Here is a 26,504-nt window from a genome sequence, read left to right on the forward strand (position 1 = left end):
GATCGATCGCCGGACCCGATGATCGGCGTAGATGAACGGGTGTGGCTGTCGACGTCTCACGGGGGATCCATGCACAAGCGCTTCGGTGCTTTCACTCTCACACTCGCCGCCGGCCTCCTGGTGGGCGCCGGGGCCACACCGGCCCCGGCCCTCGCCGCGCCGGCCGCCGCCGTCACGGCCGCCGCCAGCTCGGCCGCCGCGGACCTGGCCCTGGTCCGCTGGCTCTCGTTGCGGGACCCGCGGCAGCTGGTCCGGACCGGGGCCCGGACCGCGCTCCTCAGCTCGGCCCAGGATCGGGCCGTCGCGCAGTTCCTGGCCTCCGGCTACGCCTCCGCCGTGGCCCGCTCGGCCGCCGTGAAGGCCCGCAACGTGGACATCGCGAAGCGGGTCCTGGCGACCACCCTGCCCGAGGTCTCCCCGGAGGTGTACGCGGCGGCCGAGTTCGCCGTCCACGGCAGCGACGCCGACCGGGCCTGGTTCGTGCAGACCGGTTACGCCGCCGCCAAACAGCGGGACCGGGTCAACCGTGAGGCCGACGGGGCCCAGCAGCGCGCCCTGGCCGAGGCCGACCGGGCGTTCGTCGCGGCGCTGCGCGACAGCGACCCCGGTGAGCAGGTCCGGGCCAGCGCGGCCTGGGCGCTCCGGCCGGAGGCGACCGACGCGGACGTCGTCGATTTCTTCGCCTATGGCTGGCTCAACGGCGCCTCGCTCGACCTGGAGGTGCACCGCACCCGGCGGGCCGACTCCGACGTCGCCTGGCGTGCCTCGGTGAACCGGCTGATCGCCCAGGCCAACGCCGCCGAGCAGGCCGCCCTCGGCGCCGCCGGCGAGGCCGCCGAGCAGGCCCGCGCGGCCGCCGCCCGGGCCTGGCGGGCGGTGGGCGACCAGACCACCCCGGCCCGTACGGCATGGTCGGACGCCGAGGCGGTGTCGCGCGCGCAGGCCGCCAACTGGCAGGCCGTGGCGGCCGCCGCGGCCGCCGCGAGCGGGCCGAACTGGGACCCGATCCTGGCCCCGGCCACCGCCAACGAGACCGAGTGGGCGGCCGAGGCCACGTCGGCCGAGGAGCAGGGCCGGTTCTGGGCCGAGCTCTACCGGGAGGCGCTCGCGGGCGAGCAGCGGATGTCGGCCCCGGCCATCGAAGGTCGCTGACATCACGAAGTTCCTCGGCGGCCTTCCACAGAGGAACTTCTTCCGCATAAGATCGCCGCACCAGGGCGCGGGTCGATTCACTGTCACGAATGGCCGCGTCCGTTGGATCAACGGGGGATTCATGTTCACGCGTCTCGGCGCTTCCTGGCCGGTGTCCGGCTTCCATCGCCCTCAGAGGCTCGCCACGGCCGCCTGAGCGATCTTCCGCTCTCTGTCCGCCCTCCTCACCGAGGGCTGCTGCGGCCTGTCCGTCACCGTCCCGGCCACCTGCGAGGTGGCCTGGACGGGCGGTGTCGCGCGTTCACGAATAGAAAGGACCATCCACCGGATGAAGATCATGCGACCGGGCGCGCGAAGCGTGCTCGCCGCGTCCGTCGTGGCGGTGCTCGCGGCGGGGTTCACACCCCAGCCGGCGATCGCCGCCGAGCGGGCGAACCCGCTCCTCGCGATGAGGGCCGTGGCCGACGACCCGCTGCCCGAGGCGACGCTGGACGAGAAATACAAGGCCGCCCTGCTGGTCGGGGCGGGCGACGACTTCACCCTTCAGGCGCTGCTGGACTGCGACTTCGTTCATGAGATCGCGGTGCACGCCGGCGCGGGCCCCGAGATGCGCAAGGCCGCGCAGGAGGCCTTCAACGCCGGAACGGTCAGCGGGGGCGACACCTCGAACTGCACCGCCTTCATCCGCGAAGGGATCTTCGCCGCCAACCTGCGCGATCAGGCCAACGAGCAGTACGAACGGGCCGAGCGCGACGCCCGTCAGGCCGCCGCCGCGGTGATCGGCCTCGCGGTCACGCCGGCCCTGCTGGCGATGGACAACTACGACTTCGTGGCCCAGGTCATGAGCTTCGCCGAGCCCGGCACCCTGGTCTACGAAGGCGCCGACGCCGCCATCACGAGCAACGACGCGGACAAGCTCCGCGCGTACATCACCGCCGGGATCTTCGAGGCGCACCGCCAGGACGTCATCGACGCCATCGAGCGGGACAAGGAGAAGACCGAGGCCGAGAAGGCGGCCGCGCTGTGGAAGGCCACCAAGGCGCGGGCGCTGGCCGTGCTCGGCGTCGTGGCCACCGAGGAGATGCTCGTCCTCGACGACACCAACTTCGTCTACCTGATCTCGACCAAGGCGGTGGACGGGTCCGAGATCGAGGCCGCGGCGACCGAGGCGCTCTCGTCGTTCGACCAGGCCAAGCGCAAGACGTTCATCGAGACCGGCATCTACGAGGCCAACCAGCGCGACATCGCCAAGGCCCTGCAGAAGCAGGCCGAGGAGAACCGGGCCGCGGCCCGGCAGATCCAGGCCAAGGCGGAGAACAGCCTTGTGCACCCCGCCCTGGTGGCGGCCGCGAAGGCCGCCCTGGCCGGCTCCGACGCCGACGTCAGTCGGTTCCTGCGCGACGGCCAGTACGCCGCCGTGACCCAGACGCTGCGCACCGTCGACGTCGGCCGGACCGGCTGGTACCTGCGGGGATCGAGCGCCCAGGTCTCGCTCGCCTACCAGGGCGCCACCGCCGGGGCCGCGCTCACCGACGCCACCTGGAAGGTCGTACCCGGCCTGGGCGACGCCGCCTGCCATTCCCTGGAGTCGACCGTCTCGCCGGGGTACTACCTGCGTGAGGCCGCCTACTTCGTCAAGCTCGCGGCCAACGACGGCAGCGACGCCTTCAAGACCTCGGCCACGTGGTGCGCCTCGGCCGGCAAGGCGGGCTCGAACGTGAGCCTGGAGTCGAAGAGCAAGCCGGGCCGGTTCCTGCGCCACTGGGGCACCGAGCTGTGGACCTCGGCCAACACCACGAGCTACGACTTCGACCTGGGCTGCGGCTTCGACTCGAACGCGACCTGGAAGTTCGACAACCCGAGCGCCCCGGCGCTGACCGACCCGGGCACCGGCGACCTGTGCGGCGACCTGACCTCGGTGAAGTACGCCGGCGAGGTGCTCGCCGACAGCCACGACAGCGCGCTGCGCTTCTTCGAGTACGCGGATCTCGAGAAGCAGCTCGTCGACGCCTGGCGCTACAACATCCCGCCGATCACCGGGATGACCATCCCCGGTGAGGTCGCCGGCGGCGAGCTGGACGGGGTGAAGGGTGACAAGTGCGTCGCCAACCCCACCTGCGTCGTGCAGAAGAGCGTGCTGATGGACGACTTCGCCGCCATCGAGCGCAGCACCGGCAAGCTGTACCTGTACCCGAACCTGGGCAAGGTCGGCGCCAACCCGCGTAAGGAGATCGGCGCGAGCGGCTGGAACGGCATGCGCGATCTGATGATCGGCAAGTTCTGCGTCTCCGCCACCGCGGCCAACGGCAACCTGGTGGCGGTGGAACGCTCCACCGGCAAGCTGTGGTGCTACACGCTGAACACCAGCACGTTCACCATGACGCGCAAGGAGATCGGCACCGGCTGGGGCGGTTACGACCGGCTCACCGCGGGCGACTTCGGCGTGGGCGACGCGAACGCCCACGACATCCTCACGGTGGAGCGGTCGACCGGCGCCCTGTGGCTCTACCCGGCCAAGGTGAACGGCGGCTTCGGCACCCGGATCCAGGTCAACGCCAACTTCTCGGCCTACGTCAACCTGGTCGCCGGCAACTTCAACGGCGCCGGGACGGACGACCTGATCGCCTTCGACAAGGCGGGCCACAAGTACTTCTGGCCCGGCACCGGCGGTGGCAAGTTCGGCACCCGGGTCCAGCTCAGCTGACCTTCCGAACCGGGCCGGGTCCTCGTGGACCCGGCCCGGTTTCTCATTGCTGCTCCACCCGTACGCCGGCCGTTTCCAGCACGGCCAGCACCGTGTCGAGGGCGGGGCCGTCGACCTGACCACGGGCGACCTCGAACCGCCGCCACACCAGAACGAACGGAGCCGCGAGGCCCCAACCGTCGCGGAGGCAGTCCTGCAGCGCGTACGGGTTGCTGCCGTAGTAGCCGCCCGGGCCGTTGACCGCCTCCCCGAGAGCGCAATAGACGCTCGCCAGATCGGTGGCGTACTGCCCGTCGAGGATCAGCACGGGCAGTTCCTCGCCCGGCCGATCGTGCCGGACGCCGCGCCGCAGCCGGTCCCGCCAGCGGTACTTGCCGGCCACCTCGAGCCAGGCCTCGCGCCGGCCGGCCGGCAGCTCGGCCCAGGTGTTGACGGCGTCCGGCGGCCCGGCCCGCCAGCGGTCCCAGATCGCCTCGACGCCCCGCTCCGGCGGCTTGGTCATCAAGCCGGTCACGGTCGCGTCGAACGACCCGTCGGCCCGCGGAACCAGGCGCTCCACCTCGGTCGAGCCCAGGTCGTAGAAGCCGATGGGCTCCCCCGCCCCGGAGAGGATCTCGACCGAGCACCAGCCGAGCTCCTCTCCGACGGGCACGGGCTGGTCGGGCCGCAGGCCCCCGGCCGTGAACTCGACCGGGAACCAGTCCGACGCGGCGACGAACTCGGCGTGCGACTCCGCGGCGGTGTGACCGGTGAACAGGCCGTCGACCGTTTCGAAGACGCCGAGCCGCAGCTCGCGATCGTCGTCGACGAACGCGAACCGGGCGGCACCGTGGTGGGGCATGGTCTTCCTCAACTCAGCGGGAACTCGTAGATCGTCCAGTAGTGGTTCATGCTCCAGCCGATCCGCTCGATCGTCCCATCGCCCTTGAACTTGACCAGGATCCGGGCCGTGCCGGGGTCCTTGGAGCCGGGAACGTCGTACTCGAGCGAGCCGCCCCACTTCCGCTTGACTGCGTCCGGGACCTTCTGCCAGACGTTGTTGGCCGGATTGGTGACGCCCTTGTCACCGGTCCAGATCTGGATCTGGCCGGTGTCCGGGTCTCGGCGCGGCGACCCCTGGCCCTGCTTGATCTTGTTGATGTTGTCCAGGAAGCCCTTGCCCATGACCGGGCACTGCTTGGGTTTGGGCTTCGCCGCGGCGGCCGCGAACGACGGTTTGGCGGCGCGCGACGCCCCGGCCACGCCGACCACGCCGGCCAGGTCGTCGTAGCAGCTGCTGATCAGCTCGGCCGCCTCGTCCAGCCGCTTGCGGGCGTCGTTGATCTTGTCGAGCCACTTGGCCACCTTCGGCGCGATCTTGCCGAACGCCTTGATCACCGGGCCGACCTTGGTCCACGGGATCAGGCCGATCACGGTCCACAGGCAGGCCTCGACGTCGCCTTCCTTGAAGCAGGCCTCGATGTCGCCCAGCAGCAGATCCTTGAGGAACTCGACGCCGTTCTCCTTGAGGAAGTCCCAGACCCCCTCGGCCGCCGACTTCAGGTCCTCCTCGTACTTGCGGATGCACTCCTGGGTCTCGGCGTCGGTGCCGCTCCCGCACAGGATCTCGACCATCGCCGGATCCATCGACGAATCGCCCTGACCGGTCTGGCCGACCGCCTGCTCCCGGGCCTTGCGCTCGGCCTCCCGATCGCGGGCCTCGGCCTTCTCGTACGCCGCCTGCGCCTCCTGGGCCATCTTCAGCGCGTGCAGCGCGGCGTCGGCCGCCTCGTCGGCCGACTTCTTGGCGTTGTCGGCGGCGGTCTCGGCCCGGGCCGCGTCCGCCTCGGCGGCGTCGGCCGCGCTGCGCGCGGCGGCCGCATCCGAGGCCGCCCGGTTCGCCGCGCCGCGGGCCGCGGCGGCTTCGTTGGTCGCCGCCTGCGCGTTCATGCCGGCGATGGCGGCGTCCTGAGCCGCGCTGTTGGCGGCCTGCCGGGCCAGTGCGGCGTCGGCGGCGGCCTGCGCGTCGGCCTTCGCCGCGCTGACCCCGGCCGCGCGGGCGGCCGCACCGTCCACCGCGGCGGCCGCCGCCGATTTGCGCGCGTCGGCGGCCGACCGGGCGGCGTCGGCGGCCGACCTGGCCGCCGCGGCCGCCGCGTCGTAGGCCGGCCTGATCTCTCTGGCGGCCCGCTCCGCCGCCGCCTGCGCGGAGTCGGCGGCCGCGACCGCCTCCGCCGCCCGGCGCTCGGCCGCGTCGACGAACTCGGCGCCGAGCCTCTCGGCCTGGGCCGCGACCGCCACGGTGAAGTCGGCGTCGAGGTCGGCCCCGGTGAACGGCTGAACCAGCGTGATGGCCGTGTTCGCCGGCTCGGCGATCCCGGTCGCGGTCTGCCGGGCCGCGTCCGACGCCTGCACCGCGACGGTGGCCTGAGCCAGCGCGGAGAGCGCCTCGTCGGCCGCCGCCTCGGCCTCGGCTTTGGTCCGCTCGGCGCCACGCATCGCCAGCACGGCCTCGGCCGCCGCCTGGGCCGCCGCGGTGGCCGCCGCCCGGGCCGCCTCGGCCGCCTTGAACTGCTGCTCGGTGGCCTCGGCGGCCGCCGCCAGAGCCTTGGTGGCCTGCTCGTGCGTCTCGGCCGCCTGCTGCTCGGCCCGCCGGGCCGCCGCATCGGCCCGGGCCGCCGCGGCCCGCGCCTGCTCGGCCGCCGCCCGGGCCCGCGCCGCGGCCCGCTCGGCCTCGTTCGCGGCGGCGTTGGCGTTGGCCGCCGCACCGGTCGCGATGTCCGCCTGCGACCGGGCCCCGGTCGCCGCCGACCGGGCCGTGGTGGCGTCCTGGCGGGCCGCCAGCGCGGCCTGCTTGGCCTCACCCGACTCCTGACCCGCGGTGGCGTGCTGGGCCCAGGCCTCCATCTTGGCGGCCTTGGCGTCGGCCGTCCGGGCGTCCTGCTCGGCCTGCACGGCCCGGTTGCGGGCCTCGGTCGCCTTGCCGTCGGCGGTCTTCGCGTTGCTGCTGGCGGTGGCCGCCTCACCCTCTCGCTGCTCGGCCCGGACGCGGCTGTCGTGCGCCACGCCGGCCAGGTACTCGGCCTGGCCCCGGGCCGACCGCGCGACGGCGGCCTGCTGCTCGGCGCGGGCCCGGGCGGCCGCAGCCGTGGCCCGCTCCCGCTCGGCGACCTTGCGGGCGGCCTCGGCCTTGGCCGCCTCCTCCTGCGCCTTGATCCGCGCGTCCCGGGTCTTCTGCGCGGCGGTCCACGCCTTGGCCTCGGCCGCCTCGGCCTCGGCCCGCGCCGCCTTCGTCCGGACGGCCGCGGCCTGAGCCGCCAGCGCCTGCTTCTTCGCCGTGGCGGCCAGCTGCGCGGCCGTCTTGGCGTGCTGCTGTGCGTACTCGCGCCACTTCGTGGCCTGCGCGGCCCGGGCGATGGCGTTCTGCTCGGCGTCCCGGGCAGCGCCCGTGGCCGCCGTCGCGGTGATGGTCTGCTGAGCCGTCTGGATGGCGACCGAGGCGGCCTGGGCCGACTCCGCCATGCCCTGGGCGAGCCCGGCCCAGTCCGAGCCGTACGGCAGCCCGATCTCGACCAGGATGCCGGCCTCGACCGTGGCCTGGGCGGCGGCCTGCTGAGCCTGGCGGGACGCCTCGGCGGCGTACCCGGCCTGGCGGGCCGCCTCCGCGGCCACCTGGTCGTACGCCGTCGGCGGGTGATTACCGGACACGGTGTTCGCGGCCAGGATCTGCTCGGCCTTGCGGGCCTCGTTGGCGGCTGACGTCAGCGCGTTCGCGGCGCGCTCCAACGCCCGGACGCCGTTGCCGTGCGCAGTCAGCAGATTCTTGCGGGCCTGCGCCGCCTGGGCCGCCTTGCGGGCCAGATCCGAGAGCTGCTCGGCGGCCTCGTCACGGGCCCGCTGATCGGCCAGGTCCTTCTCCCGCTGGGCGGCGTCCAGCTTCGCGGCCTGGAGGTACCCGCTCTGGAAGAACGTCTCGACCGCGGCGTCCCCGGCGGCCAGCGCCTGCTGCGCCGCCCGCGTCACGTTCGAGTCGGGCAGCCCGGCCAGCATCTGGGCCCGCGCCCGCAACTGGTCGGCCCGGTCCTTGACGACCTGCCCGGCCGCGGTGTCCCGGGCCCGGGCGACATCCGCCCCATAGGCCAGGAACAGGGCCCGGTCCTGATCGGAGCCCTTGAGAACCCGCTGCACCTCGGCGTTGAAATAGGTGCCGCCGGTGCCGGCCAGCCTGGTGATCGCGTCCTTGTTCGCCTTGGCCGTGCGCGCCTTGCGCGCCGAGGCGACCGCCTGGGCCGCCGGCTCACCGGTGGTCAGGAACTCCATCACCGCGTCCGGTGTGCCGGCGGCCAGCGCCGCCGCGGCCGCGTCGCGGACCTCGGGCTCCTCGGAGAGGTCGGCGATGTCCGCCACCAGCCCGCGCAGCCGCGGATCGCCGGTGTCCTGGACGCCGGTCACCCCGTCCCACGTCTTCTCCGGCGGCGTGAACGTCCCCGGCTCGAAGGTGGTGGGCTCGTCCTCGATGGCCTCGGCCAGCGCCCGCAGCTGCGCCAGGGCCGGAGTCGCGGCGGCCGGTTCCGCGTAGGCCGGCCTCGGCAAGGTCTGTACGACCCCCGCCACCAGGCCGAACGTCAGTAAGGGTACGAGCAGAGCCCGTACCCGTCTCGCGCTGTTCACGATGTGGTTGCCTTCCCCCGTGTGTAGGCACCTGTCAATGCCCGCTCACGATACGGTCCGGCCCATCTATTGATCAACGTCGCGCACTGCGGTGGCCACCCACCGGCGTCGGCGCCCTCGACAAGTGGACAGGTTTCGATACGGTCGCGGCTGGGTGAGACGGCCCGCCCGCGAGGAGGTGGAGGATGACCGGCCCGATCGATTCGTCCGGCCTGGGTGGAACGCTGGCCGACGTGGTGGCCGCCCTGGGGCGAGCCCAGGCCGCCTCCGGCGATCAGGACAAGCGGGAGCCGCCCGTCGGGACGGGTGAGGCCGCCGACGGGCGGATTCGGGTCCGGGCAGTTCTGCCGGGTCGGATCGAGAACCTTGAACTGTCGCCCTCATTGCCTCGGCTGAGCGCCGAGGATCTGGCGCGAGAGATCGAGTCGGCCGTCAACGCCGCGCTCGCCGACCTGCAGAGCCGCGCCATGGCGGCCGCCGGACCTTCCGACCTCGGCGCGCTCACCGAGCAGCTCAAGGGCATCCAGTTCGATGCCGAGCGCCAGTTCGCGAAGCTGACCGCGTCGCTGGGTGAGGCACAGGAGCAGCTGACCCGCCGGGCCGAGAACCGATGAGCGGCTTCAGGATCGATCCCGAGCGGCTGTCCGCGTCCGGATCGGCCCTCCAGAGCGTTGCCTCACGGCTCTCCGCCGAGCTGACGTCGTTCCGGTCCGAGCTGGCCGGGTTCGGCGCACCCTGGGGGAGTGACGACATCGGCTCGCTGATCGGCGCCGCCCATGACGAGGTGTCGTCCTGGGCGTTCGAGTGTTACCAGGATGCCCTGGACGAAATGGCCCTGGCCGGCGCCGACGTGGTGGACATCAGCGCGCAGCACAGAGAGGTGGACGAGAACGTCAGCCGCCGGTTCCATGGGCTGCTCACCGAGCTGGGTGACTGACGCGTGGGCATCGAGATTCCGGGCGAGCTCCGGTCGCTGCTCGGCGTTCTCGGTTACAGCTGGCCCGAGGCCGACGAGACCGCGCTGGTCGCGATGGGGCAGGCGTGGATGTCGTTCGCCGACCGGCTCGAGGCGATCGTGTCGGACGCCTCGTCGGCCGCCGGCGAGGTGTGGACCGAGCACGAGGGCGAGGCCGTCGCCGCGTTCCAGGCCTGGTGGGTGAAAGAGGACAGCCCCGCTCAGACGCTCCTGGACGGTGCCAACGCGGCCACGCTGACCGGCACCGGACTGATGATCTGCGGTGGGATCGTGCTCGCGCTCAAGGTGGCGGTCATCGCGCAGCTGGCCATCCTGGCCGTGCAGATCGCGCAGGCGCTGGCGACCGCGGTGCCCACGTTCGGCGCGAGTCTGGCCGAGATCCCGATCTTCCAGCAGCTGACCCGGACGATCGTCGGGAATCTCGTGCAGGAGACCATCGCCCAGCTGCTGGACGCGTGACCCGGGATGGCCAAGGGCTCCGGCAAACTCATGCGGGCCGCGTTGCGGTTCCTCCGCAAGACCCGCCGGCGCGGTCGCCCCGACCGGATGAACCCGTACTTCACGACGCATACCATCGGCGGCGGCCACGTGAAGCCGGGGCAGCCCAAAGGCTCCGGTTATCACTACCGCCCGGGCGGCGAGGACTTCCCCGACCGGCGTCTCGTGCCCGGTTCGCAGGTCACTTACCCGAACGGCGTGTACGAGGCGGAGCCCGAGTTCTACGATCCGACTTTGAACCCGCCGGCCGGCGCCTGGAAGCCAAAGTCTGGCAATCGGGGTATCAGCACATTCTTTCCCGACGACTGGACGCCGGCGCAGGTGGACAACGCGGTGTCCGGAGCATTCCGGAACTCCACGCCGCTGCCCGGCAACATGTGGGCCGGTACCTACAATGGCGTCACGATAAGAGGCTTCTACAACCAGGCCGGTGGCTTCACGCACGGCTGGCCTCTTCCCTAGCGCATCGAGAGGCTTGCGGTGGGTGTTATCAGCTTGGGGATCGATCCCACGTACGGCCTGCCTGTGTATCAGGTCGAGGACCAGCGGTACGACCTGCTGGGTCAGTGGCTGACCGCTGATTTCGACAGATTCTTTCTGGTCACTCTCGACGCGCTGGCGATGGCCGACGATGTGGCCCGCGGTGAGCCGCCGTTCGAGGAGTGGAGCAGCGAGAACTACGCGGTGTCGTTCACGCCCTCGGTGTTGCGGATCAGGAACCTGTGGGTGCCCGGCGCCGAGGGCGAGTTTCCGGCCGACGTCGCTCGGGCGGCGATCGAGGACTACTGGCGCTTCCTGGTCGCTCAGCCGGAACGGCCGGCCGTCCGGGAGTACCGCCCCGATCTCCCGAGGTGGCAGGCCGACCTGCTGCGGTGGGAGGAGAAGTGGGGTCGCACCCACCCGTACCGAGGGCGGCTCTTCTAAAGGAGAACCGCTCATCCAATAGCGCTGGATGAGCGGTTGCCTATCGCGTCGATTCTACTTGCAGGACTTGGCTCCCTTCGCGTAGGCGAGGCCGAAGCCGGCGGCCGACGAGTCCATGTAGGCCACGTCGCGGCCGGTTGCCGCCGTCGCGTACATCTGGGCGCCTGGGCTGCACGAGGCCGGGCCGAGGTACCTGCCCTGGAAGGTGTATTGCTTCAGCTTGGGGTTGAGGGCGTTGCCGGGGTAGCCGCCGGTTTCGAGCCAGGCCTTCACCGGGGCCTCCTCGGTGACGGTGAGGGTCGTGTCGGAGAGGGCCACGGTGACGGCGCGGATGGCCTGGGGGGAGTTCTCCTCGAACAGCAGGTGGCTGGTGCGGGTGGCGAAGTCGAAGAGGCGTACGGAGTCGTAGTAGGCGCCCTGGCTCCATTCGCCGTCGATGATGGTGCCGTAGTCGCGGTCGGTCATCCAGGCGACGCCGGTGGCGGACAGGTCGGGGTAGCTCATCCGCTCGGCGCCGAAGTCGCCGCCGGCGTAGGTGGTCCGGCCGGTTTTGACGTCGTAGACCTCGGCGCCGAGCGACCAGTAGATGCCGTTGGCGTCGGGTTGCTCGAAGTTCTCGTACCGGACGTAGGAGATCCTGCCGTTCTTGACGCTGGGGGCCGTCGCGCTGCCACGCCAGTCGGGGTGGGCCAGGGTGTGCACGGTCCGCGAGGCGCCGCGCAGGTAGCGCACGACGTCGAGGTAGCCCTGGGCGGGGTCGTACTGGCTCCAGGCGACGATGTCGCCGTCGAAGCCGAGGCCGTCGATGCGGTCGGGGGAGCTGTAGAGCTCCTTGATCGGGCCGCCGCCGATGGGCGCCGACAGGATGCGGTTGGTTTCGTACGTGGGGGAGTCGGGGTTCAGGGCGATCGACAGCCACACGACGCGTTTGCCGTCGGTGTGCGGGAAGCTGTGGACGCTGCCGTCGTCCGGGGAGATCCGGTACGGCGTGCCCTTGCCGTTGGTGCGCCCCACCCAGATCGAGGTCGGCTCGGTGCGGTTGGCGTCCGATCGCGGCACGGCGAACCAGCCGCCCGCCACGGTCGCCCTCATGTCGGCGTACATGCCGGTGTTGAGCCGGTCGATCAGTACCTGCGTGCCCTTGCCGTACAGGTTCGCCTTCCATTTCGCGGTGATCCCGCGGGAGTCGAACGCGGCCTGGACCACCTTGAGGTCCTTCTTGTTCAGGCGGAACGACTTGGCCGAGGCGAGCACCGCATCGCGGGCGTCGACGAAGTCGGACATCGGGGTCAGGTAGTCGGTGAGGGCGCGGTAGACGACCTTGTCGGCGGTCTTGCTGCCGAGAGCCTGGCGCAGGTCCCAGAGGGCGCCGGAGACGATGGTCGAGTTCAGGTGTACGCCGCCGTCGTCCATCGACGGTGTGTCGATGAGGTGCTGGAAGTCGGCCGTGGTGGCGCCGTCGTCGAGGTCGCGCAGGGCGCACTGGGCGGGTGCGAGCGTACGGCAGAGGTCGCCGCCGAGCAGGCTGGCCTGCGGGTCGGACATGGACGTGCCCGACGCGTCGACGTCGATGGCGTTGCCGAAGTAGTCGGCGATCGCCTCGTTGAGCGCGCCCGGCTGGCCGGCGTAGACGAGGCTCGCGGTGTGCTCCACGACGCCGTGTGTCATCTCGTGGCCCACGACGTCCGGGTCCGCGGCCAGCGGCAGGTACTCGGCGTCGCCGCTGCCGTACACCATGCGGGTGCCGTCCCAGTACGCGTTCACCCACGGGTTGCCGCCGTAGGTGATGCCGACGATCGAGTCGATGGCCATGCCCTTGTCGTCCAGGCTGTTGCGGCCGAGCTTGGTCTTGTACCAGTCGACCACCTGGGCGGCGTCCCAGGCGGCGTCGACGGCGCCGGCCTCGGTCAGGTCGGCCCCGAGCTTGGTCGTCGGGGACGCGAACGGCGCCAGGTCCGCCGGCCACGCGTCGCCCATCAGGTCGTAGTAGTCCCGGCCCCGGGCGTCCCAGGTGGTGATCGGCGTCGTCCGGGTCTGGTCCTTCATGAGGTACGTGCCGGCGTCGGACTTGAGGAGGGGAAGCGAGACCGTGGCGCCGTGCAGGGTGGTGCCCTGGCCGGCGACCGAGCCCGTCGCGGTGCCCGCCGGGCCGGACTTCGTGCGGGCCTGCGGCGTGCCGGTCTTGGGGACGGCGACGAGCGACTTGATGCGGCTGACGCTGAGCAGCGGTACGCCGTTCGTCGCGCCCACGTACACGTCGCGGAGCACGGGCTGACCCGTCACCGCGTCCTTGCCCTGGACCAGCACGCGCCGCGCGAGCACACCGGTGCCGGTCGGCATGACCAGGAGCCCCTGGTCGGTGCCGGTGAGTTCGCCCGCGGCCGAGGCCACGACCGCCGTGCCGGGGTGCAGGCTCTTGCGTACCTCGTCGACGGCCCGCGAGACGGCGACCGAGGCCGGGATCGGGGTGACGGTCGTGTCGACGTCCAGGTTGGTGAAGTAGCTGCCGGACGTTCCGGTCACCGTGCGCTTGCCGGCGGTCTTCTCCGTACGGACCACGTACTGGGCGCCGAACACGGGCAGGCCCTTGTACTTCTGGTTCAGGCGGACCGTTTCCCGTTCGCCGTCCGTCTCGACGCTCGCCGTGGTGAGCGAGCCGGCCGGGTCACCGATCTTGTAGCGGTCCTTGTGGCCGGCCAGGTGGGCCTTCGCGGCCTTGTCCGGGGCGACCGTGGCGTCGACCGGGTCGGCCACGTCGTCCACGAGCGCGGGGGTGTCCGTGGGCGGCGCCACGGTGGCCGGAATGGACTCGTCCGCCACCGGCGGCGGCGCGGCGTGCGCGGCCTGGGCGGTGGTTCCGAGGATGGCGGCCGTCGCCAGTACGGCGATTGCGGGTAGTGCCGTGGGTCTGCGCAATTGGTGCTCCTGCAAGGTTGTGGACACCTGTTCGCCCACCTCACCCCGGCCCCGGCGGCCGCCACAAGGCCGAGCTTGTGCAGTTGCGCAAGTCAGCAGAGCCGGCCCGGCGGCTCTTACACATTCGTAATCCCCGATTCATCGGACTGGGGCATGCTGGCCGGGGAGGGACGCAGGGAACGTATGGGCGAATCGGAAATACCGTGGTCGGCAACGGGTCTGGATCCGCTCGCCGGCCGGGTGCTGGAACACTTGATGGCCGTACGATCGGCCGACCGGCACGAGGTGGCGTCCGCGACCGGAGTGCCACCGGCCGAGGCGGAACGAGCGCTGCGACTGCTGGTGGACTCGGCGCTGGCGTCGCCGATCGGCGGCACGCCGCCACGATGGGCGGTGGCGCCGCCGCGACCGGCGCTCGGCGCCCTGCTCGCCCGCCGCCGGGCCGAGCTGGCCCGGGTCGAGGACCTCGCGGAACGGCTCTTCGAAACACATGAGGCGGCGTCCGGGCCGCGCGCCACGGACGTGGTGGAGGTGCTCAGAAGGCCGGATGAGGTGCCCGCGCGGTACGGCCAGCTGCTGAAGGAAAGCTCGTTCGAGGTGCTTCACCTCGCGAAGCCGCCGTACGTGACGAGTTCGGCGTCCGCCGAGGCGGTGGCAGTGACGCCCGGGGTGCGGCTGCGGTCGGTGTACGAGACGGACGGGCTCACCGACGCGGTGTCCCTCACGACGGCGCTGCGCGGGACGGGTCAGGGCGGGAAACTCCGGCTGTCCTCGCAGATCCCGGTGAAGCTGGCGATTTTCGACCGGCGGGCGGCCCTCCTGCCGATCTGGGAAGACCGCCCCTCGTCGGGTTCGCTGGTGGTGCGCTCGCCCGCCTTGGTGTCGGCTCTCGTGGCGCTGTTCGAGAGCGTGTGGGAGCGCGCCGAGCCGGTGTCGCCGACGAAACGGCACGATCTGACCATCTCGGGGCGGGATCTGCGGACACGGGAGATCCTGCGCATGATGGCGGCCGGGATGAAGGACGAGACGATCGCCCGGATGCTCGACATCAGCCGCCGCACCGTGCAGCAACACATCAGCGATGTGGGTGCGTTGCTGGGGGCCCGGACCCGCTTCCAGATCGCCGTGCTGGCGGCGAAGCAGGGCTGGCTGAGCGATCAGGAGTAGCCGGCCGGCGCGCTCACTCGTGGATGGGGAACGAGGCCCAGATGTGCTTGGTGTCCTTCTTCGCGTACCAGCCGACCTTGAGTGAGAACGACTGGGCCAGCATCAGGCCGCGGCCCCCGGCGTTCAGCGGCCGGGTGTCGGCGAGCTCGGGCACGGTGCTCAGATCGTGGTCGGCGACATCGAGGATGAACTGGTCGTCGGTGCACAGCAACCGGACGATCGTCGGCGGCCGGCCGTGCTTGATCCCGTTGGTGGCCAGCTCCGTCGCGACCAGCACCACCCGCTCGGGGATGTCCGCGAGGCGCTGACCGGCCACCAGCGGGTTGCCGGTCAGAGCCTGCTGCAGGTTCGCCCGCAGCGCCCGGAGCTCGGTGGAGGTGTTCAGCACCCACGTGTGCAGTTCCCGGGCTTCGGGAGGCGGCGGCGACGTACGCAGTTGGCTCATGGGGGGCACAGTGCCCCGGTGGCCACCGTTTTACCCTCAGGGGCGTGCGGCCTTGGCGTGGAAGACCTGGGTGCCGTACGGGATGTCGTCGGGGGTCCAAGCGATCCGGCCGGCACAAAGACCGCGCGCCGCGAGATCCCGGGCGATCTGCGGAATGGCCTCGATGGTGGCCGGCGGCCAGTCGTGCATCAGGATGATCCCGCCGGGCTGCAGGGTCCGGGCGGCGGCCGCGATCTCCTCGGCGCTCACGCCCGCCCAGTCCCGCGAGTCCACGGTCCAGAGCACCTCGAGCACGCCGATCCGTTCCTCGGCGGCGCGGACCTGGTCGTTGGTCTCGCCGTAGGGCGGCCGGAACAGGGTCGGCTCCCGCCCCGTGAGGTCGCGCAGCACCCACTGCGTACTGGCGATCTCCTGGAAGACGGCCGGCTCGCTCAGCTCCGGCAGATGCGGGTGGGTGAAGGTGTGGTTGCCGATCCACATCCCGGCCCGCTGCTCGGCCCGGACCAGCTCGGGCCGCGCCAGCGAGTTGTCGCCCTGGTTGAAGAACGTGGCCCGCAGCCGGTGCGCCCGCAACGCCGCCAGCAGCTGCGGCGCGGTCTCGCTGGGCCCGTCGTCGAACGTCAGCCCGACATACCCGGCCCGGCACGGCCCACCCTGCGCCGCGGCGGGCGCCGCCGCGTTCGTCAGCCCGAACGCCGCCAGCGCGGACGCGGCGAGCAAGGCCATGACCCGAGAACGTCCCGCCATGACTACCCCTTCGAAAGTATCGACGCCTATCGCTCACTGCACGCTAGAGACGCTGGTCGGAGCGGTCAAGAGGAAGCGAAACTTTCGGCCCGGGGCTTTCCTCCGGCACTTAAGCAAAACTTTAATTAACACTATTAACATCCGTCTGAGCTGCGGAAACGTATCGAGTAGGCGATAGGCCCCGATTGACAACGCATCGACCCGCGCGCTTACTGTTCAGCAACCTTTCTATTACGGCCAGGCCCCCACCTCGGCCGTGAGATCCCCCACGGCGCCCAGCGGCGCCGCTGAACAGGAAGTGGACGTGCTCCATGAGACGCCGCTCGAAAATCCTCGCCCTCACCACCTCCACCCTCGTCGTCGGCGCGCTCGGCGTCCTCGGCGTGACGAACGCGCTGGCCGCGACAACCGGCTCGATCACCGGGCTCGGCGGCAAATGCCTCGACCTGACCGGCGGATCCACGGCCAACGGCACCCTGGCGCAGATCTGGACCTGCGTCGCCGGCTCGGCCAACCAGACCTGGACGGTCGCCGACAACGGATCGTTGCAGGCCAAGGGCAAGTGCCTCGACGTTGCCGGTAATTCGACGGCGGATGGCGCCGCCGTGCACGTCTGGGACTGCTACGACTCCGTGGCCACTCAGAAGTGGCAGATCAGCGGTGGGGCGATCGTCAACACCGCCTCCGGTAAGTGCCTCGACGTCAAGGACAACACGTCAGCCGACGGCACCAAACTGCAGATCTGGACGTGCACCGGCGCCGCGAACCAGAAGTGGACCGCGGCCGGATCGACGCCGCCCACCGGGCCCACGACACCGCCGCCCAGCAGCGGCGGTCCGGGGGCCAAGGCCGTCGCGCCGTACTACTACACCGGCTGGGGCAACCCGCCCAACCTCACCACGGTCAAGAACGCCACCGGCGTGACCTGGTACACCATGGCGTTCATCCTCAACAGCGGCAACTGCGACCCGAAATGGGACGGCGGCCGGGCACTCACCGGCGGGGCGGACCAGACCGCGATCAACACGATCCGGGCCAACGGCGGCGACGTCGTGATCTCCTTCGGTGGCGCGGCCGGCCCCTGGCTCGAGCACACCTGCGGCAGCGCCTCCGCGCTCGCGGCCGCGTACCAGAAAGTCATCAACGCGTACGGCCTGAAGGCCATCGACATCGACATCGAGGGCACGCCGTACAACACGGCGGCCGACCAGCAGAAGACGGTCGACGCGCTCAAGACCATCAAGGCCAACAACCCCGGCATCACCACGTACATCACGCTCGGCAGTGGCACCACCGGACCGGACAACTCGCTGATCAACCGGGCCGCGGCGGCCGGACTGCAGGTCGACGGCTGGGGCATCATGACCTTCGACTGGGGCAGCACGGGCACCAACCAGGGCGCCCTGACGATCCAGGCCGCGGACGGCCTCAAGAACAAGCTCAAGACGGCGTACGGCTACAGCGACGCCGAGGCGTACAAGCACGTCGGCATCTCCTCGATGAACGGCATCACCGACGAGCAGGCGGTCGTGACGCTGAACGACATGCGGACCATCACCGCCTACGCCCAGCAGCATCAGATCGCCCGGCTGACCTTCTGGTCGCTCAACCGCGACCGGCAGTGCCCCGGCGCCTACCCGAACGACGACACCTGCAGTGGCGTCACCCAGTCGGCCTACGAGTTCACCAAAATCATCGGCGCCTACAAGGGCTGACCGGAAACCCGCCCCGGCTCTTCAGCCGGGGCGGGATCGGTGATCAGGCGACCGGCCGGAGCCGATCGAAGCGATCCGCGGCGCCGCCCAGAGTGGGGGCGGTGTAGGTGCGCAGGGCGCTCTGGGGATAGTCCAGCGCGGGCTCGCTCACCGCGTCCAAAGTGGCCAGATGCTCGGCCGGCAGGTCCAGATCCAGGGCGGCGAGGTAGTCGTCGAGCTGGGCCAGGGTGCGGGGGCCGATCACCGGGACGACCGCGGTGGCCCAGCGGCGGCTGATGTGCCGCAGCCAGGACATGGCAATCCGGGCCGGCTTCTCCCCGGTGCGGGCGGCGACCTCGAGCAGGGCGTCGACGGTGGCGACCTTCTGCGGGGTGTCCTCCTGCTGGCCGATGGCCACCGGACCGGAGAGCCGGCCTTGCTCGCGGGCGCGGTACTTGCCGGTGAGCAGACCACCCCCGAGCGGCGAGTAGAGCATGACGCCGAGCCCCAGCGCCTCGGCGGCGGGCAGAAGTTCGCGGTCGGCGCCCCGGTCGGCCAGGTTGTACTCGATCTGCAGACCGGCCAGGGTGGCGGACCGGCCGGCCCGCCCGGCCAGGGAGGCGGCGTGCGCGACGCGCCAGGCCGGGAAGTTCGACAGGCCACCGTGCAGGATGTCACCGGCCCGGACCAGGTCGTCCAGGGCGCCGACGATCTCCTCGCCGGGGGTGACCGAGTCGGGGTGGTGGACCAGGTAGAGGTCCAGATGGTCGGTGCCGAGCCGCTTGAGCGAGGCGTGCAGCGCGTACCGCATGGCCTTGCGGCTGTTGCCGGTGCGGGTCACACCGAGATCGGGGTGGGCGCCGAGGGTGAACTTGCCGGCCAGGACGAACTTGTCCCGGTCGGCGCCGAGCAGGTCGCCCAGGATCTGCTCGGCCTCGCCGAAGCCGTACACGTCGGCGGTGTCGAGCACCGTGCCACCGGCCTCGGCGAAGCGGTCGAGGATGGTCCGGGCATCGTCGCGGCCGGCGCCGCCCCAGTTGGTGCCGAACGACGCGGTGCCGAGGGCGTACTCGGAGACCCGCAACCCGGTCCGGGTGCCGAAAGTGGTGTAGCGCATCAGTTCTCCTTCAGCAGGCGCCGGGCGATCCAGGCCGCCCGGGTCTCGCGGGCGGCGACGGACAAGGTGGCGTCGGGGGCGAGCAGTTCGAACAGGTGGTAGCCGCCGGGCCAGATGTGCAGTTCGGCGTCGCCGCCGGCGGCCCACAGCGCCGATGCGTACGCCACGTCCTCGTCGCGGAAGACCTCGGCCGAGCCCGCCTCGACGTAGGTGGGCGGCAGGTTGGTGAAGTCGGTGGCCCGCGCCGCGGACTCGTACGCCGTGACCTCGCCGCGGCCCCGGCGGTCGCCGAGGTAGAAGTCCCAGCCGGTGTTGTTGCTGGTCCGGTCCCAGATGCCGATCCCGTCGATCTGGCGGGCGGACACGCTGTCGTTGCGGTCGTCGAGCATGGCGTACATGAGCACCTGCCCGGCCAGGGCGGGGAAGCCCCGGTCGCGGGCCATCAGGGTGATGCCCGCGGTCAGCCCGCCGCCGGCGCTGCCGCCGATGGTGAACAGCTTGTCCGGGTCGATGCCGAGCTCGTCCGCGTGCTTCGCGGTCCAGACCAGGGCGGCGTACGAGTCCTCGAGCGCGGCCGGCGCCGGGTGCTCCGGGGCGAGACGGTACTCGACGGTGACCACGACCGCCCCGAACCGTTCGACGTAGTCGACGACGGGCCCGACGCCGACGAACCGGTCGCCGAAGATCATGCCGCCGACATGGGTGAAGAAGAAGCCGGGGGCCTCCTCCACCGGGTGGGCCGGACGGAAGATCGACACCGTGACGCCGTCCGCGTCGCGGACCTCGTGGGTGATGGGACGGCCGTCCAGCAGCTGCTCCAGCGTCGGTGTGAAGCCCGGCCCCCGCAGCGCGGAGAGGTGCGACGGCAGCAGGGTCGGGGTGATGGACTGGTTGACGACATCGAGCACGGTCTTGAGCTCGGGGTCGAACGGCGGCGGGATCATCATGACTGCTCCTTCAGGTAGGTGAGGACGATGCCGGCGACCTCGCGCCAGCCGTCGTCGAAGACGAGCGAGTGGCCCTTGCCGGGCAGCTCGCGATAGTCGGTGCGCTGTCCCGGGCGGTAGAGCGCGGCCGCCTGGCGGGCCGCCACCGCGGGCACGGTGTGGTCCCGGCCGCCGCCGAGGATCAGCAGCGCCCCGCGCCGGCTGTCGTCGAGGTCGACCTCGACCGGTGACGCGGGGTCCTTCTTGGCGGCGGTCAGTTCGAAGATGGGCCGGCCGGGCCCGGGGATCGCATGGCGCTGGTACAGCCGGTCGGACTCCTCGCGGCTGACCGCGTTGCCGAAGCCGTAGCGGAACTGCCGGCGGGTGAGCATCACGGTGCCGTCGCGGTTGGTCCTCTTGCGCAGCACGGGCAGGGCGCTGCGAATCTGGGCCAGGGGGAGCGCCTTGACGCCTTTGATCGGGGCCGGGTCGATGGCGACCGCGGCCCGGGCGACACCGGCGGCGAGCAGCTTCTGGGCGACGAGCCCGCCGAACGAGTGGCCGACGACGAGCGGCGGCTCGCCGAGCGCCTTGGCCTGCCGGGCGTAGTGGTCGGTCAGCTCCTGCACCCCGACGCCGGCGAGCCGCTCCGGCGCCTGCCGGGTGAGGGCCGCGTCGGCGGCCTCGCCGGGCCAGCCCGGGGCGGCCGAGTCGAAACCGTTGCGGGCGAACAGTTCGCGCCACGGATCCCAAGCGGTGGAGTGGATCCACAGGCCGGGGATGAACAGGACGCTCATCGCCGGGCCGCCTGTTCGATGGCGGCGGCGACGGCGGCGGGCTGCTCGAGGGTGGACAGGTGGTCGGCGGTGACGGTGGTGACGTGGCCGTGGGCGCGCTCGGCCATGGCCTGCTGTTCGGCGGCCGGGATGACCTGGTCGCGGGTGCCGATGACGAACCAGCTGGGCAGCTTCTTCCAGGCGGGCGGGCCGGAGGGCTCCTGCAGCGCCCCGGCGGCGATCGGGGCCTCGGCGGCGGCGAGGGCCCGGCCGGTGGCCGCGGGCAGGTGCGCGGCGAAGATCCGCGGGAACTGGTCGCGCTTGACGTACAGGTCGACGTCCCCGGCCGGCCGCGACGGGTCCTGGACGACGTCGAAGACGGTCTCGGCCGGGGCGGCGAGGGCCGAACCGGGCTTGGCGCCGGTCAGCTGGACGACGGTCTCGCCGGCATCCGGGGCGTACGCGTCGACGTAGGCCAGCGCCGTGACCCGCGGGGCCTGCGTGGCGGCGTTGGTGATGACCGCCCCGCCGTACGAGTGGCCGGCGAGCACGACCGGGCCGGTGGTGGCCTGGTTGACGAACGCGGCGACCGAGGCGGCGTCGGACGCCAGACCCCGCAGCGGGTTCGGGGCGTTGAGCACGGTGTAGCCGCGGCGCTGCAGCAGCGCGGTGACCGGGGCGAAGCTCGACGCGTCGGCCCAGGCGCCGTGCACGAGCACCACGGTCGGTTTGGCGGTGCCGTGGGCGGTGGCCGGCGTGGCCGTCGCGGTGGCGATCGTGGCGACCGCCGCCGCGGCGGCGGCGATCCTGCGGGTGCGGTTCATGGGAGCCTCCAGTCAGTCACGGAATGACCGATCATTCCGTTTGCTTCCTGAAGCTAACCCCGGGTTTCGAGCGGGAACAAGGCGTCAGTGACGCCGGTTACCTATGACGGAAGGAACGATCATTCCGAGTTGTAGGATGGGATCATGGCGAGTACAAAGCGCGCGATCGCGCCCCGCGAGCAACTTCTCCAGACGGCGGCTCGCCTCTTCTACACCGAGGGCATCAACGGCGTCGGCGTGGAGCGCATCCTGCAGGAGGCCGGGGTCACCCGGACCACGATGTACCGCCACTTCGACGGCAAGGAGGCGCTCGTCGTCGCGTACCTGGAGCGCGAGGACAGCCGGATGAAGGAGCTCTGGGACGCCGGGCTGGCCCGGGCCGTCTCGCCCCAGCACAAGCTGGAGCTCGCCATCGAGGGCATTGCCGCCGATGCCGCCGAGCGGCACACCCTGGGCTGCCCGTTCATCAAGGCCGCGGGCGAGTTCCCCGACCCGGCCAGCCCGGTCCGCCAGGTCGTCACCCGGCACCGGGCCTGGTTCCACGACGACCTGCGGGCCATGCTCACCGACGCCGGCCGGGCCGACATCGAGGTCAAGGCCGAGGCGCTCGCGATGCTGCGCGATTCCCTGCTGATCGGCAGCTTCCTCGACGACAAGGACAGCGCCCGCCGTACGTTCGTCCGTACCGCCCGCTGGATCGCCGACCTGGGCTGAGCACCTACTCGTGGACGACGATCGGGTCGCCGAAGACGGCGTAGGTGGACTTCTCCTCGTCGGTCTTCGCGTCGCGGGTGGAGCAGGCCATCCGGAGGCCGACGACGCCGGTCAGCTTGACGGACAGCTTGGCCGGGTGGCCGACGGAGACCTCGGCCGGCTTGGGCAGCAGGGTGCGGCCGTCCTGGTCGTAGAAGAGGATCTCGACGACCTTGCCGAAGGCGTTGTCGGTGCTGTCGTCGATGCCGGCGGTCGCGCTGAAGGTGGCGCTGCCGGCCACGTTCCACTGCAGGTGCGAGTTGGTCGGGGTGTTGCAGTAGAACTGGATGCCCCGCGAGTAGCGGGTTCCGCTCAGGCTCACCGGCTTGGCGTCGTAACCGCCGTCGGTCGGGTCGGCGCTGTCCAGGTACTCGGTCGAACCCGGGGCCGGGGTGTCGAAGCCGCTGGCGTCCGGCTCGCCCGGCTCAAGGGAAGGTTCGAGGGAAGGTTCGAGCGAAGGTTCGAGGGACTCGCTGGGTTCCGGGCTTTCCGTCTCGACCGGCGTGGTGGTCGGGACGGTCGTGGGCGCCGGCTCGGGGGTCAAGGTAGGGGCCGGTGCCGCCTCGGCCGGGTCGCCGGCCAGGACCCGTACGCCCGTGAAGGCCCCCGTCCCGAGCGCGACCACCGCCACCCCGATCAGAATGATCAGCCACTGCCGCAGCTGCAGCGCGTGCAGCAGACCCTTCTCGGGTACGCCGTACTGCTCGGCGTGGCGGCGGCTGCGCCGGTGCCGCGCGATGACGTTCGCGGCCAGGAGGACCAGGACGAACGCGGTGACGACGCAGCCGACCAGCAACGGCACCGCGGTCCGGTTCTGTCCGGAGTAGACGAGGTACAGCACCGGCCCGGCGATCACCGCGGCCAGCAGGAGCAGGAAAACGAAGGAGGCGGCTCTCTGAGACTTGCCCGCTGTGCTCACGATCTTCTCCCCGGAAGTGACGTGCTGACGCCGGTATCTGACGGACAGCTCACCGGCCGTGATGCGTGAAGGGCGCCCACGCGGCCGGATGGGCCAGCTCGGACGAGGCCGCTTTCAGCGGCGCCAGCTCGGGCGGGATCTCTCGCTGGGGGTCGGTCATCCAGACGTACGCGGCCCGCAGCGCGTCCCGGTCGTTGAGGCCCTCAGCAGTGCGATAGCGGTGGAACATCACCATCAGGCAGACGGTGGTGTGGTCGGACACGGGCCGGCGTGACCCGATGACGCTGACCGCGCCGGCCGCGAGGACCGCGGTGGCGAGGGTCAGCGCCTCGTCGTGGGCGGACGGGGTGAGGTCGGTCGAACAGGCCGACAGCACCACGAGCCCGCCGGGGAGGCCGGGCGGCCGGTCCCGTGCCTCGGACAGAATCCTGGTCACCGGCAGGTCCGGGTCCAGCACAAGGTGGGAGCGCTCCGGCGTGGCCCCGGTGACGGCGTGGCAGGCCAAATGCAGCACCGCATCGCCGTCCAGCGCGCGGAGCACGTCGTCCGCGGTGCTGATCACGCGCGCGCCGGGGTAGGGGCCTTCGCGGAGCAGCTCGACCTCGACCGGCGCCCACCGCAGGCCGCCCGTAGGGTCGCTTAGCAGCGAGACCGGCCCCGCCGTGCGTCGTGGCCGGTGTGCGACCGCGCCCAGCTGGCGGCCGGAGGCGGCGTAGGAGATCGCGAAGGACCGGAAGGCGTACACCGACTCGGGGGAGCGGGCCGCGTGCCACGGGATCCGGTCGAGCGGACCCCAGGGCACGAGCACGAGGCGGTGCGGCCGGTCCGGTCCGGGTTCGCCCAGGCCGGTCAGGAGCGGGGCGATCACCGCGGGCCAGGCCCAGTCGCACGTCGCCGCCCAGTCCTCGCCGGTCGGGCCGTCGACCGGGAGGATGTCCCGGTCCGGGCCGGCGGCCGCCATCGGCACGGCCTCGGGTACGGCGTCACCGCGCAGCTCCGGCGCGGGCAGGCATCGTGGCTCGCCGTCGGCCGGCACGAGGACCAGGCGGCCGGGCCGGTCACCGTCCCCGGCGAGCAGATACACGAGCGCGTCCGCGTCCACGGCGCGTACCGCCGCCGCGATTTCCGCCGGGCCCGGGACCGTGACCAGTTGCCCGGCGAGGCCGGAGTCGCCCAGGGCGGCGAGGACTCTGGGCCGTAGGTCGGACGGAACGGCGACCAGCGTGGCGGCGACCGTCTCGGCGGCGGTGGCCGCGACCGGCGCGGCCGGTGTCGCGGCCCATTCCTCGGCCAGAGCGGTGTGCCCGGCTTCCCGCAGCAATTCGAGGACGGTCGCCCCGGCTGTCGCGCTGTCGAGGACCAGTCCGCGGCCCAGCTCGAGGGCCTCGATCGCCGCCGCGGGCCGGTCGGCGTCGAGGCACCAGCCGGCGGTCTCCAGGGCGAGTGCCGCGGCCTGCCGGGCCGCGTCGAGGGCGTGCGCGGTGCCGCTCTGAAGCAGGACATCATTGCCGTACGCCCGCAGGCCGCGCAGCCCGCTCTCCACGGCCTCGGCCAGCCGCCCGTCGAGACGGTAGGCGGTGGCCAGCGTGGCATGGATCTGAGCCGCCAACGGGTGGCCGGCGGTCAGTTCCGGCCGGACCCGTTCGAGCCCCTCGGCGGCCGCGCGCGGCTCGTCCGGGAGCCGGGCCATCGCGGCCAGCGCGGCGAGCGCGACGCGGTCCGGCGACGGAACGGACGGGTCGCGGGCGATCTCGTCGAGCTGCCGGATCGCCGCCGGCCGGAGCGCCGGGTCGTCGTCGAGCAGATCGGCCAGGGCCCCGGCCGCGCGCAGGGCGGGCCGGCCCGACTCCTCGACGGCCAGGTCGCCGCCCGCCCGGCGGAGAAGGCCGATGCCCGTGCGCAGATCCTCCGGGTGCCGGCCGTGGTTGCTGCGGGCCAGGTACGCCAGCCCGAGCGCCACGTCGAATCGGGAGCGCCACGGATAGCCGGCGTCCAACTTGGGCAGAGCGTTCTCGAAGCCGTCGATCACTTCGTCGAGCGCGGCCGCGTCGAGGTGCTGAACGGCGAAAACGGTGCGTGACATGAGCCGCGCGAGCTCGATGACCGGCTCCGTGCCCGCCCGCGACAGCATCCGCGGGGCGGCCTCGGCGTCCTCGTACGTCCCCTGCCGCAGGTGCCGATCGTGCAGCAGCACCCCGAGCATGCCCTCGATGACCGTGTGCAGGTCGTCGTCCTTCGGCACGGCGACCAGCGCGGTCCGCAGATCATCGGCGGCGGCCCGCAGGTCGTCGGCGGGCCGGTCCGCGAACCGGGCCCGCAGGATCAGCGTCATCGCCCGCAGGAAGCGGTCCCGGCCGGCCTGGACCGGGTCGGCCGGGGGAGCGGCGACGATCTGTTCGGCCAGCCGCACGACCTGCTCGATGTGCTCGGGCCGGCTCCGGTACGCCGAGGCCGACAGCAGCAGCCCGGTCAGCCGGCGCACCGTCGCGCCGTCATCGGGGTCGGCGCCGCCCAGGTCGGCCAGCGTGTCGCTGAGCACGCCGGCCAGGCCGGTCAGGTGCTCCGGCAGGCCGGCGACGTGACCGCGTTCGGCGATCAGCGCCCCCGCCTCGGCCAGGATCAACGGACGGAGCCGGTGCCCGGGCGGAAGCTGCCGCAGGACTTCGTCCTGGGCGGCGCCGAGCCGGCCGGAGGCGGCGGGTTCGACGCTCGCGACCATCAGGTCGCCCAGGGTGCGGTGGATGCCGTCGAGGGCGCCGACAAGTCCGGCCAGGGACGAGACGGCCGCGATCATCTCCGTCATGTCGCGCGCGCCGACCACGCGCATGGCGGCGATCAGCGCCTCGGCGTACTGCCGGACCTCGGCCCCGGGCGGCTCGTGGCCGACGATCCAGCGCAGGTGCCCCAGCGCGCGGTCCCGGTCGGCCAGCCGGCCGGGGTCGTTCAGTTCGCCGCGCATCAGCGCCATGCCCAGGGCGATGCCGGCGCTGCCGTCCGGGTCGCCGCCGAGCGGGATCGGCATCGCCCGGAAGAACAGCAGCATGCCCAGGCCGGCGTGGGTCACGGTGGGTTCGTCGTGGGCGACGGTGAGCGCCTCGTCCAGAAGGACGATCGCCTCGTCCCGGTCGGCCGTCGCCCCGGCCTGGCGGAAGTAACCCAGGGCCAGCCGCAGGCCCAGGGCCCGGGCCAGCCGTGCGGCGGCCGGACTGCCCGGGGCCGCCGCGGCATACCGTGCCCGCAGGTCCTCGATGGATTCGTCGGTCATGAGCTCGTCACGTCTTCAACCTGACGGACCGTCGCTTCCCTTCCGGCATAC

At 72.0% G+C, this 26,504-nt stretch carries 21 protein-coding genes; 10 read left to right on the plus strand and 11 right to left on the minus strand.

The window, feature by feature from the left end; all coding sequences use genetic code 11:
* Positions 1–69: 69 nt before the first annotated feature.
* On the plus strand, positions 70–1,152 hold the full coding sequence (locus tag AB0J66_RS12145; protein WP_364658998.1) for a hypothetical protein: 1,083 nt from the start codon (positions 70–72) through the stop codon (positions 1,150–1,152).
* A gap of 328 nt (positions 1,153–1,480) precedes the next feature.
* Positions 1,481–3,856 (plus strand): AbfB domain-containing protein, encoded by a 2,376-nt coding sequence (locus tag AB0J66_RS12150; RefSeq protein ID WP_364658999.1) that lies wholly within the window; start codon positions 1,481–1,483, stop codon positions 3,854–3,856.
* 43 nt (positions 3,857–3,899) lie between these two features.
* Here the strand turns inward: AB0J66_RS12150 and AB0J66_RS12155 are convergent, their stop codons facing one another.
* Both AB0J66_RS12155 and AB0J66_RS12160 read right to left on the minus strand, forming a co-directional pair.
* Entirely contained in the window at positions 3,900–4,697 is a 798-nt protein-coding gene (locus AB0J66_RS12155) for a barstar family protein (protein ID WP_364659001.1), read from the minus strand.
* An 8-nt stretch (positions 4,698–4,705) separates the two neighbouring features.
* Positions 4,706–8,449 (minus strand): hypothetical protein, encoded by a 3,744-nt coding sequence (locus AB0J66_RS12160; protein ID WP_364659003.1) that lies wholly within the window; start codon positions 8,447–8,449, stop codon positions 4,706–4,708.
* Positions 8,450–8,691: 242 nt separating this feature from the next.
* Here AB0J66_RS12160 and AB0J66_RS12165 point away from each other — a divergent pair, with 242 nt between their 5' ends.
* Genes AB0J66_RS12165 through AB0J66_RS12185 form a run of 5 tightly spaced genes read left to right on the plus strand, consistent with a single transcriptional unit; the run spans position 8,692 to position 10,904 of the window.
* Positions 8,692–9,120, plus strand: coding sequence for a YbaB/EbfC family DNA-binding protein (locus tag AB0J66_RS12165; RefSeq protein ID WP_364659005.1), 429 nt, complete (start codon positions 8,692–8,694; stop codon positions 9,118–9,120).
* Positions 9,117–9,443 carry a hypothetical protein gene (locus tag AB0J66_RS12170; protein ID WP_364659007.1) on the plus strand — a complete coding sequence of 109 codons (327 nt, stop codon included), beginning with the start codon at positions 9,117–9,119 and terminating at the stop codon, positions 9,441–9,443. The genes AB0J66_RS12165 and AB0J66_RS12170 overlap by 4 nt, the downstream gene beginning before the upstream one ends.
* Before the next feature lie 3 nt (positions 9,444–9,446).
* Entirely contained in the window at positions 9,447–9,941 is a 495-nt protein-coding gene (locus tag AB0J66_RS12175) for a hypothetical protein (protein ID WP_364659009.1), read from the plus strand.
* 6 nt (positions 9,942–9,947) lie between these two features.
* A complete protein-coding gene (locus AB0J66_RS12180; RefSeq protein WP_364659011.1) occupies positions 9,948–10,442 on the plus strand; it encodes an EndoU domain-containing protein in 495 nt (164 codons plus the stop codon).
* 33 nt (positions 10,443–10,475) lie between these two features.
* Positions 10,476–10,904 carry a hypothetical protein gene (locus tag AB0J66_RS12185; RefSeq protein WP_364659013.1) on the plus strand — a complete coding sequence of 143 codons (429 nt, stop codon included), beginning with the start codon at positions 10,476–10,478 and terminating at the stop codon, positions 10,902–10,904.
* A gap of 54 nt (positions 10,905–10,958) precedes the next feature.
* On the opposite strand, the gene AB0J66_RS12190 is transcribed toward AB0J66_RS12185, so the two are convergent.
* Positions 10,959–13,820: a M4 family metallopeptidase gene (locus AB0J66_RS12190; RefSeq protein WP_364659015.1), complete on the minus strand. Its 2,862-nt coding sequence runs from the start codon at positions 13,818–13,820 to the stop codon at positions 10,959–10,961.
* Between the two features lie 255 nt (positions 13,821–14,075).
* On the opposite strand from AB0J66_RS12190, the gene AB0J66_RS12195 reads away from it, so the two are divergent.
* The gene (locus AB0J66_RS12195; RefSeq protein ID WP_364659017.1) at positions 14,076–14,987 is read left to right on the plus strand and encodes a helix-turn-helix transcriptional regulator; all 912 of its coding nucleotides are present in this window, start codon (positions 14,076–14,078) and stop codon (positions 14,985–14,987) included.
* Positions 14,988–15,000: 13 nt separating this feature from the next.
* Here AB0J66_RS12195 and AB0J66_RS12200 read toward each other — a convergent pair whose 3' ends face one another.
* A complete protein-coding gene (locus AB0J66_RS12200; RefSeq protein WP_364659019.1) occupies positions 15,001–15,432 on the minus strand; it encodes an ATP-binding protein in 432 nt (143 codons plus the stop codon).
* Between the two features lie 36 nt (positions 15,433–15,468).
* The gene (locus tag AB0J66_RS12205; protein WP_364659020.1) at positions 15,469–16,179 is read right to left on the minus strand and encodes a polysaccharide deacetylase family protein; all 711 of its coding nucleotides are present in this window, start codon (positions 16,177–16,179) and stop codon (positions 15,469–15,471) included.
* 311 nt (positions 16,180–16,490) lie between these two features.
* On the opposite strand from AB0J66_RS12205, the gene AB0J66_RS12210 reads away from it, so the two are divergent.
* Positions 16,491–17,894 carry a ricin-type beta-trefoil lectin domain protein gene (locus AB0J66_RS12210; RefSeq protein ID WP_364659022.1) on the plus strand — a complete coding sequence of 468 codons (1,404 nt, stop codon included), beginning with the start codon at positions 16,491–16,493 and terminating at the stop codon, positions 17,892–17,894.
* 43 nt (positions 17,895–17,937) lie between these two features.
* Here AB0J66_RS12210 and AB0J66_RS12215 read toward each other — a convergent pair whose 3' ends face one another.
* Genes AB0J66_RS12215 through AB0J66_RS12230 form a run of 4 tightly spaced genes read right to left on the minus strand, consistent with a single transcriptional unit; the run spans position 17,938 to position 21,516 of the window.
* Positions 17,938–18,990, minus strand: a complete 1,053-nt coding sequence (locus AB0J66_RS12215; RefSeq protein WP_364659023.1) for an aldo/keto reductase — start codon at positions 18,988–18,990, stop codon at positions 17,938–17,940.
* Positions 18,990–19,937 carry an alpha/beta hydrolase gene (locus tag AB0J66_RS12220; RefSeq protein ID WP_364659025.1) on the minus strand — a complete coding sequence of 316 codons (948 nt, stop codon included), beginning with the start codon at positions 19,935–19,937 and terminating at the stop codon, positions 18,990–18,992. The genes AB0J66_RS12215 and AB0J66_RS12220 overlap by 1 nt, the downstream gene beginning before the upstream one ends.
* Positions 19,934–20,713, minus strand: a complete 780-nt coding sequence (locus AB0J66_RS12225) for an alpha/beta fold hydrolase (protein WP_364659027.1) — start codon at positions 20,711–20,713, stop codon at positions 19,934–19,936. Before AB0J66_RS12225 ends, AB0J66_RS12220 begins: the two co-directional genes overlap by 4 nt.
* Positions 20,710–21,516: an alpha/beta hydrolase gene (locus AB0J66_RS12230; protein ID WP_364659029.1), complete on the minus strand. Its 807-nt coding sequence runs from the start codon at positions 21,514–21,516 to the stop codon at positions 20,710–20,712. The genes AB0J66_RS12225 and AB0J66_RS12230 overlap by 4 nt, the downstream gene beginning before the upstream one ends.
* A 144-nt stretch (positions 21,517–21,660) precedes the next feature.
* Here AB0J66_RS12230 and AB0J66_RS12235 point away from each other — a divergent pair, with 144 nt between their 5' ends.
* On the plus strand, positions 21,661–22,230 hold the full coding sequence (locus tag AB0J66_RS12235; protein ID WP_364659031.1) for a TetR/AcrR family transcriptional regulator: 570 nt from the start codon (positions 21,661–21,663) through the stop codon (positions 22,228–22,230).
* A gap of 4 nt (positions 22,231–22,234) precedes the next feature.
* On the opposite strand, the gene AB0J66_RS12240 is transcribed toward AB0J66_RS12235, so the two are convergent.
* Together AB0J66_RS12240 and AB0J66_RS12245 are read right to left on the minus strand one after the other, a co-directional pair.
* Positions 22,235–23,188 (minus strand): NPCBM/NEW2 domain-containing protein, encoded by a 954-nt coding sequence (locus tag AB0J66_RS12240; protein WP_364659032.1) that lies wholly within the window; start codon positions 23,186–23,188, stop codon positions 22,235–22,237.
* Positions 23,189–23,237: 49 nt separating this feature from the next.
* A complete protein-coding gene (locus AB0J66_RS12245; protein WP_364659034.1) occupies positions 23,238–26,453 on the minus strand; it encodes a CHAT domain-containing protein in 3,216 nt (1,071 codons plus the stop codon).
* Positions 26,454–26,504: the final 51 nt, after the last annotated feature.

This window comes from Actinoplanes sp. NPDC049598, assembly GCF_040675435.1.
Taxonomy (GTDB): Bacteria; Actinomycetota; Actinomycetes; order Mycobacteriales; family Micromonosporaceae; genus Actinoplanes.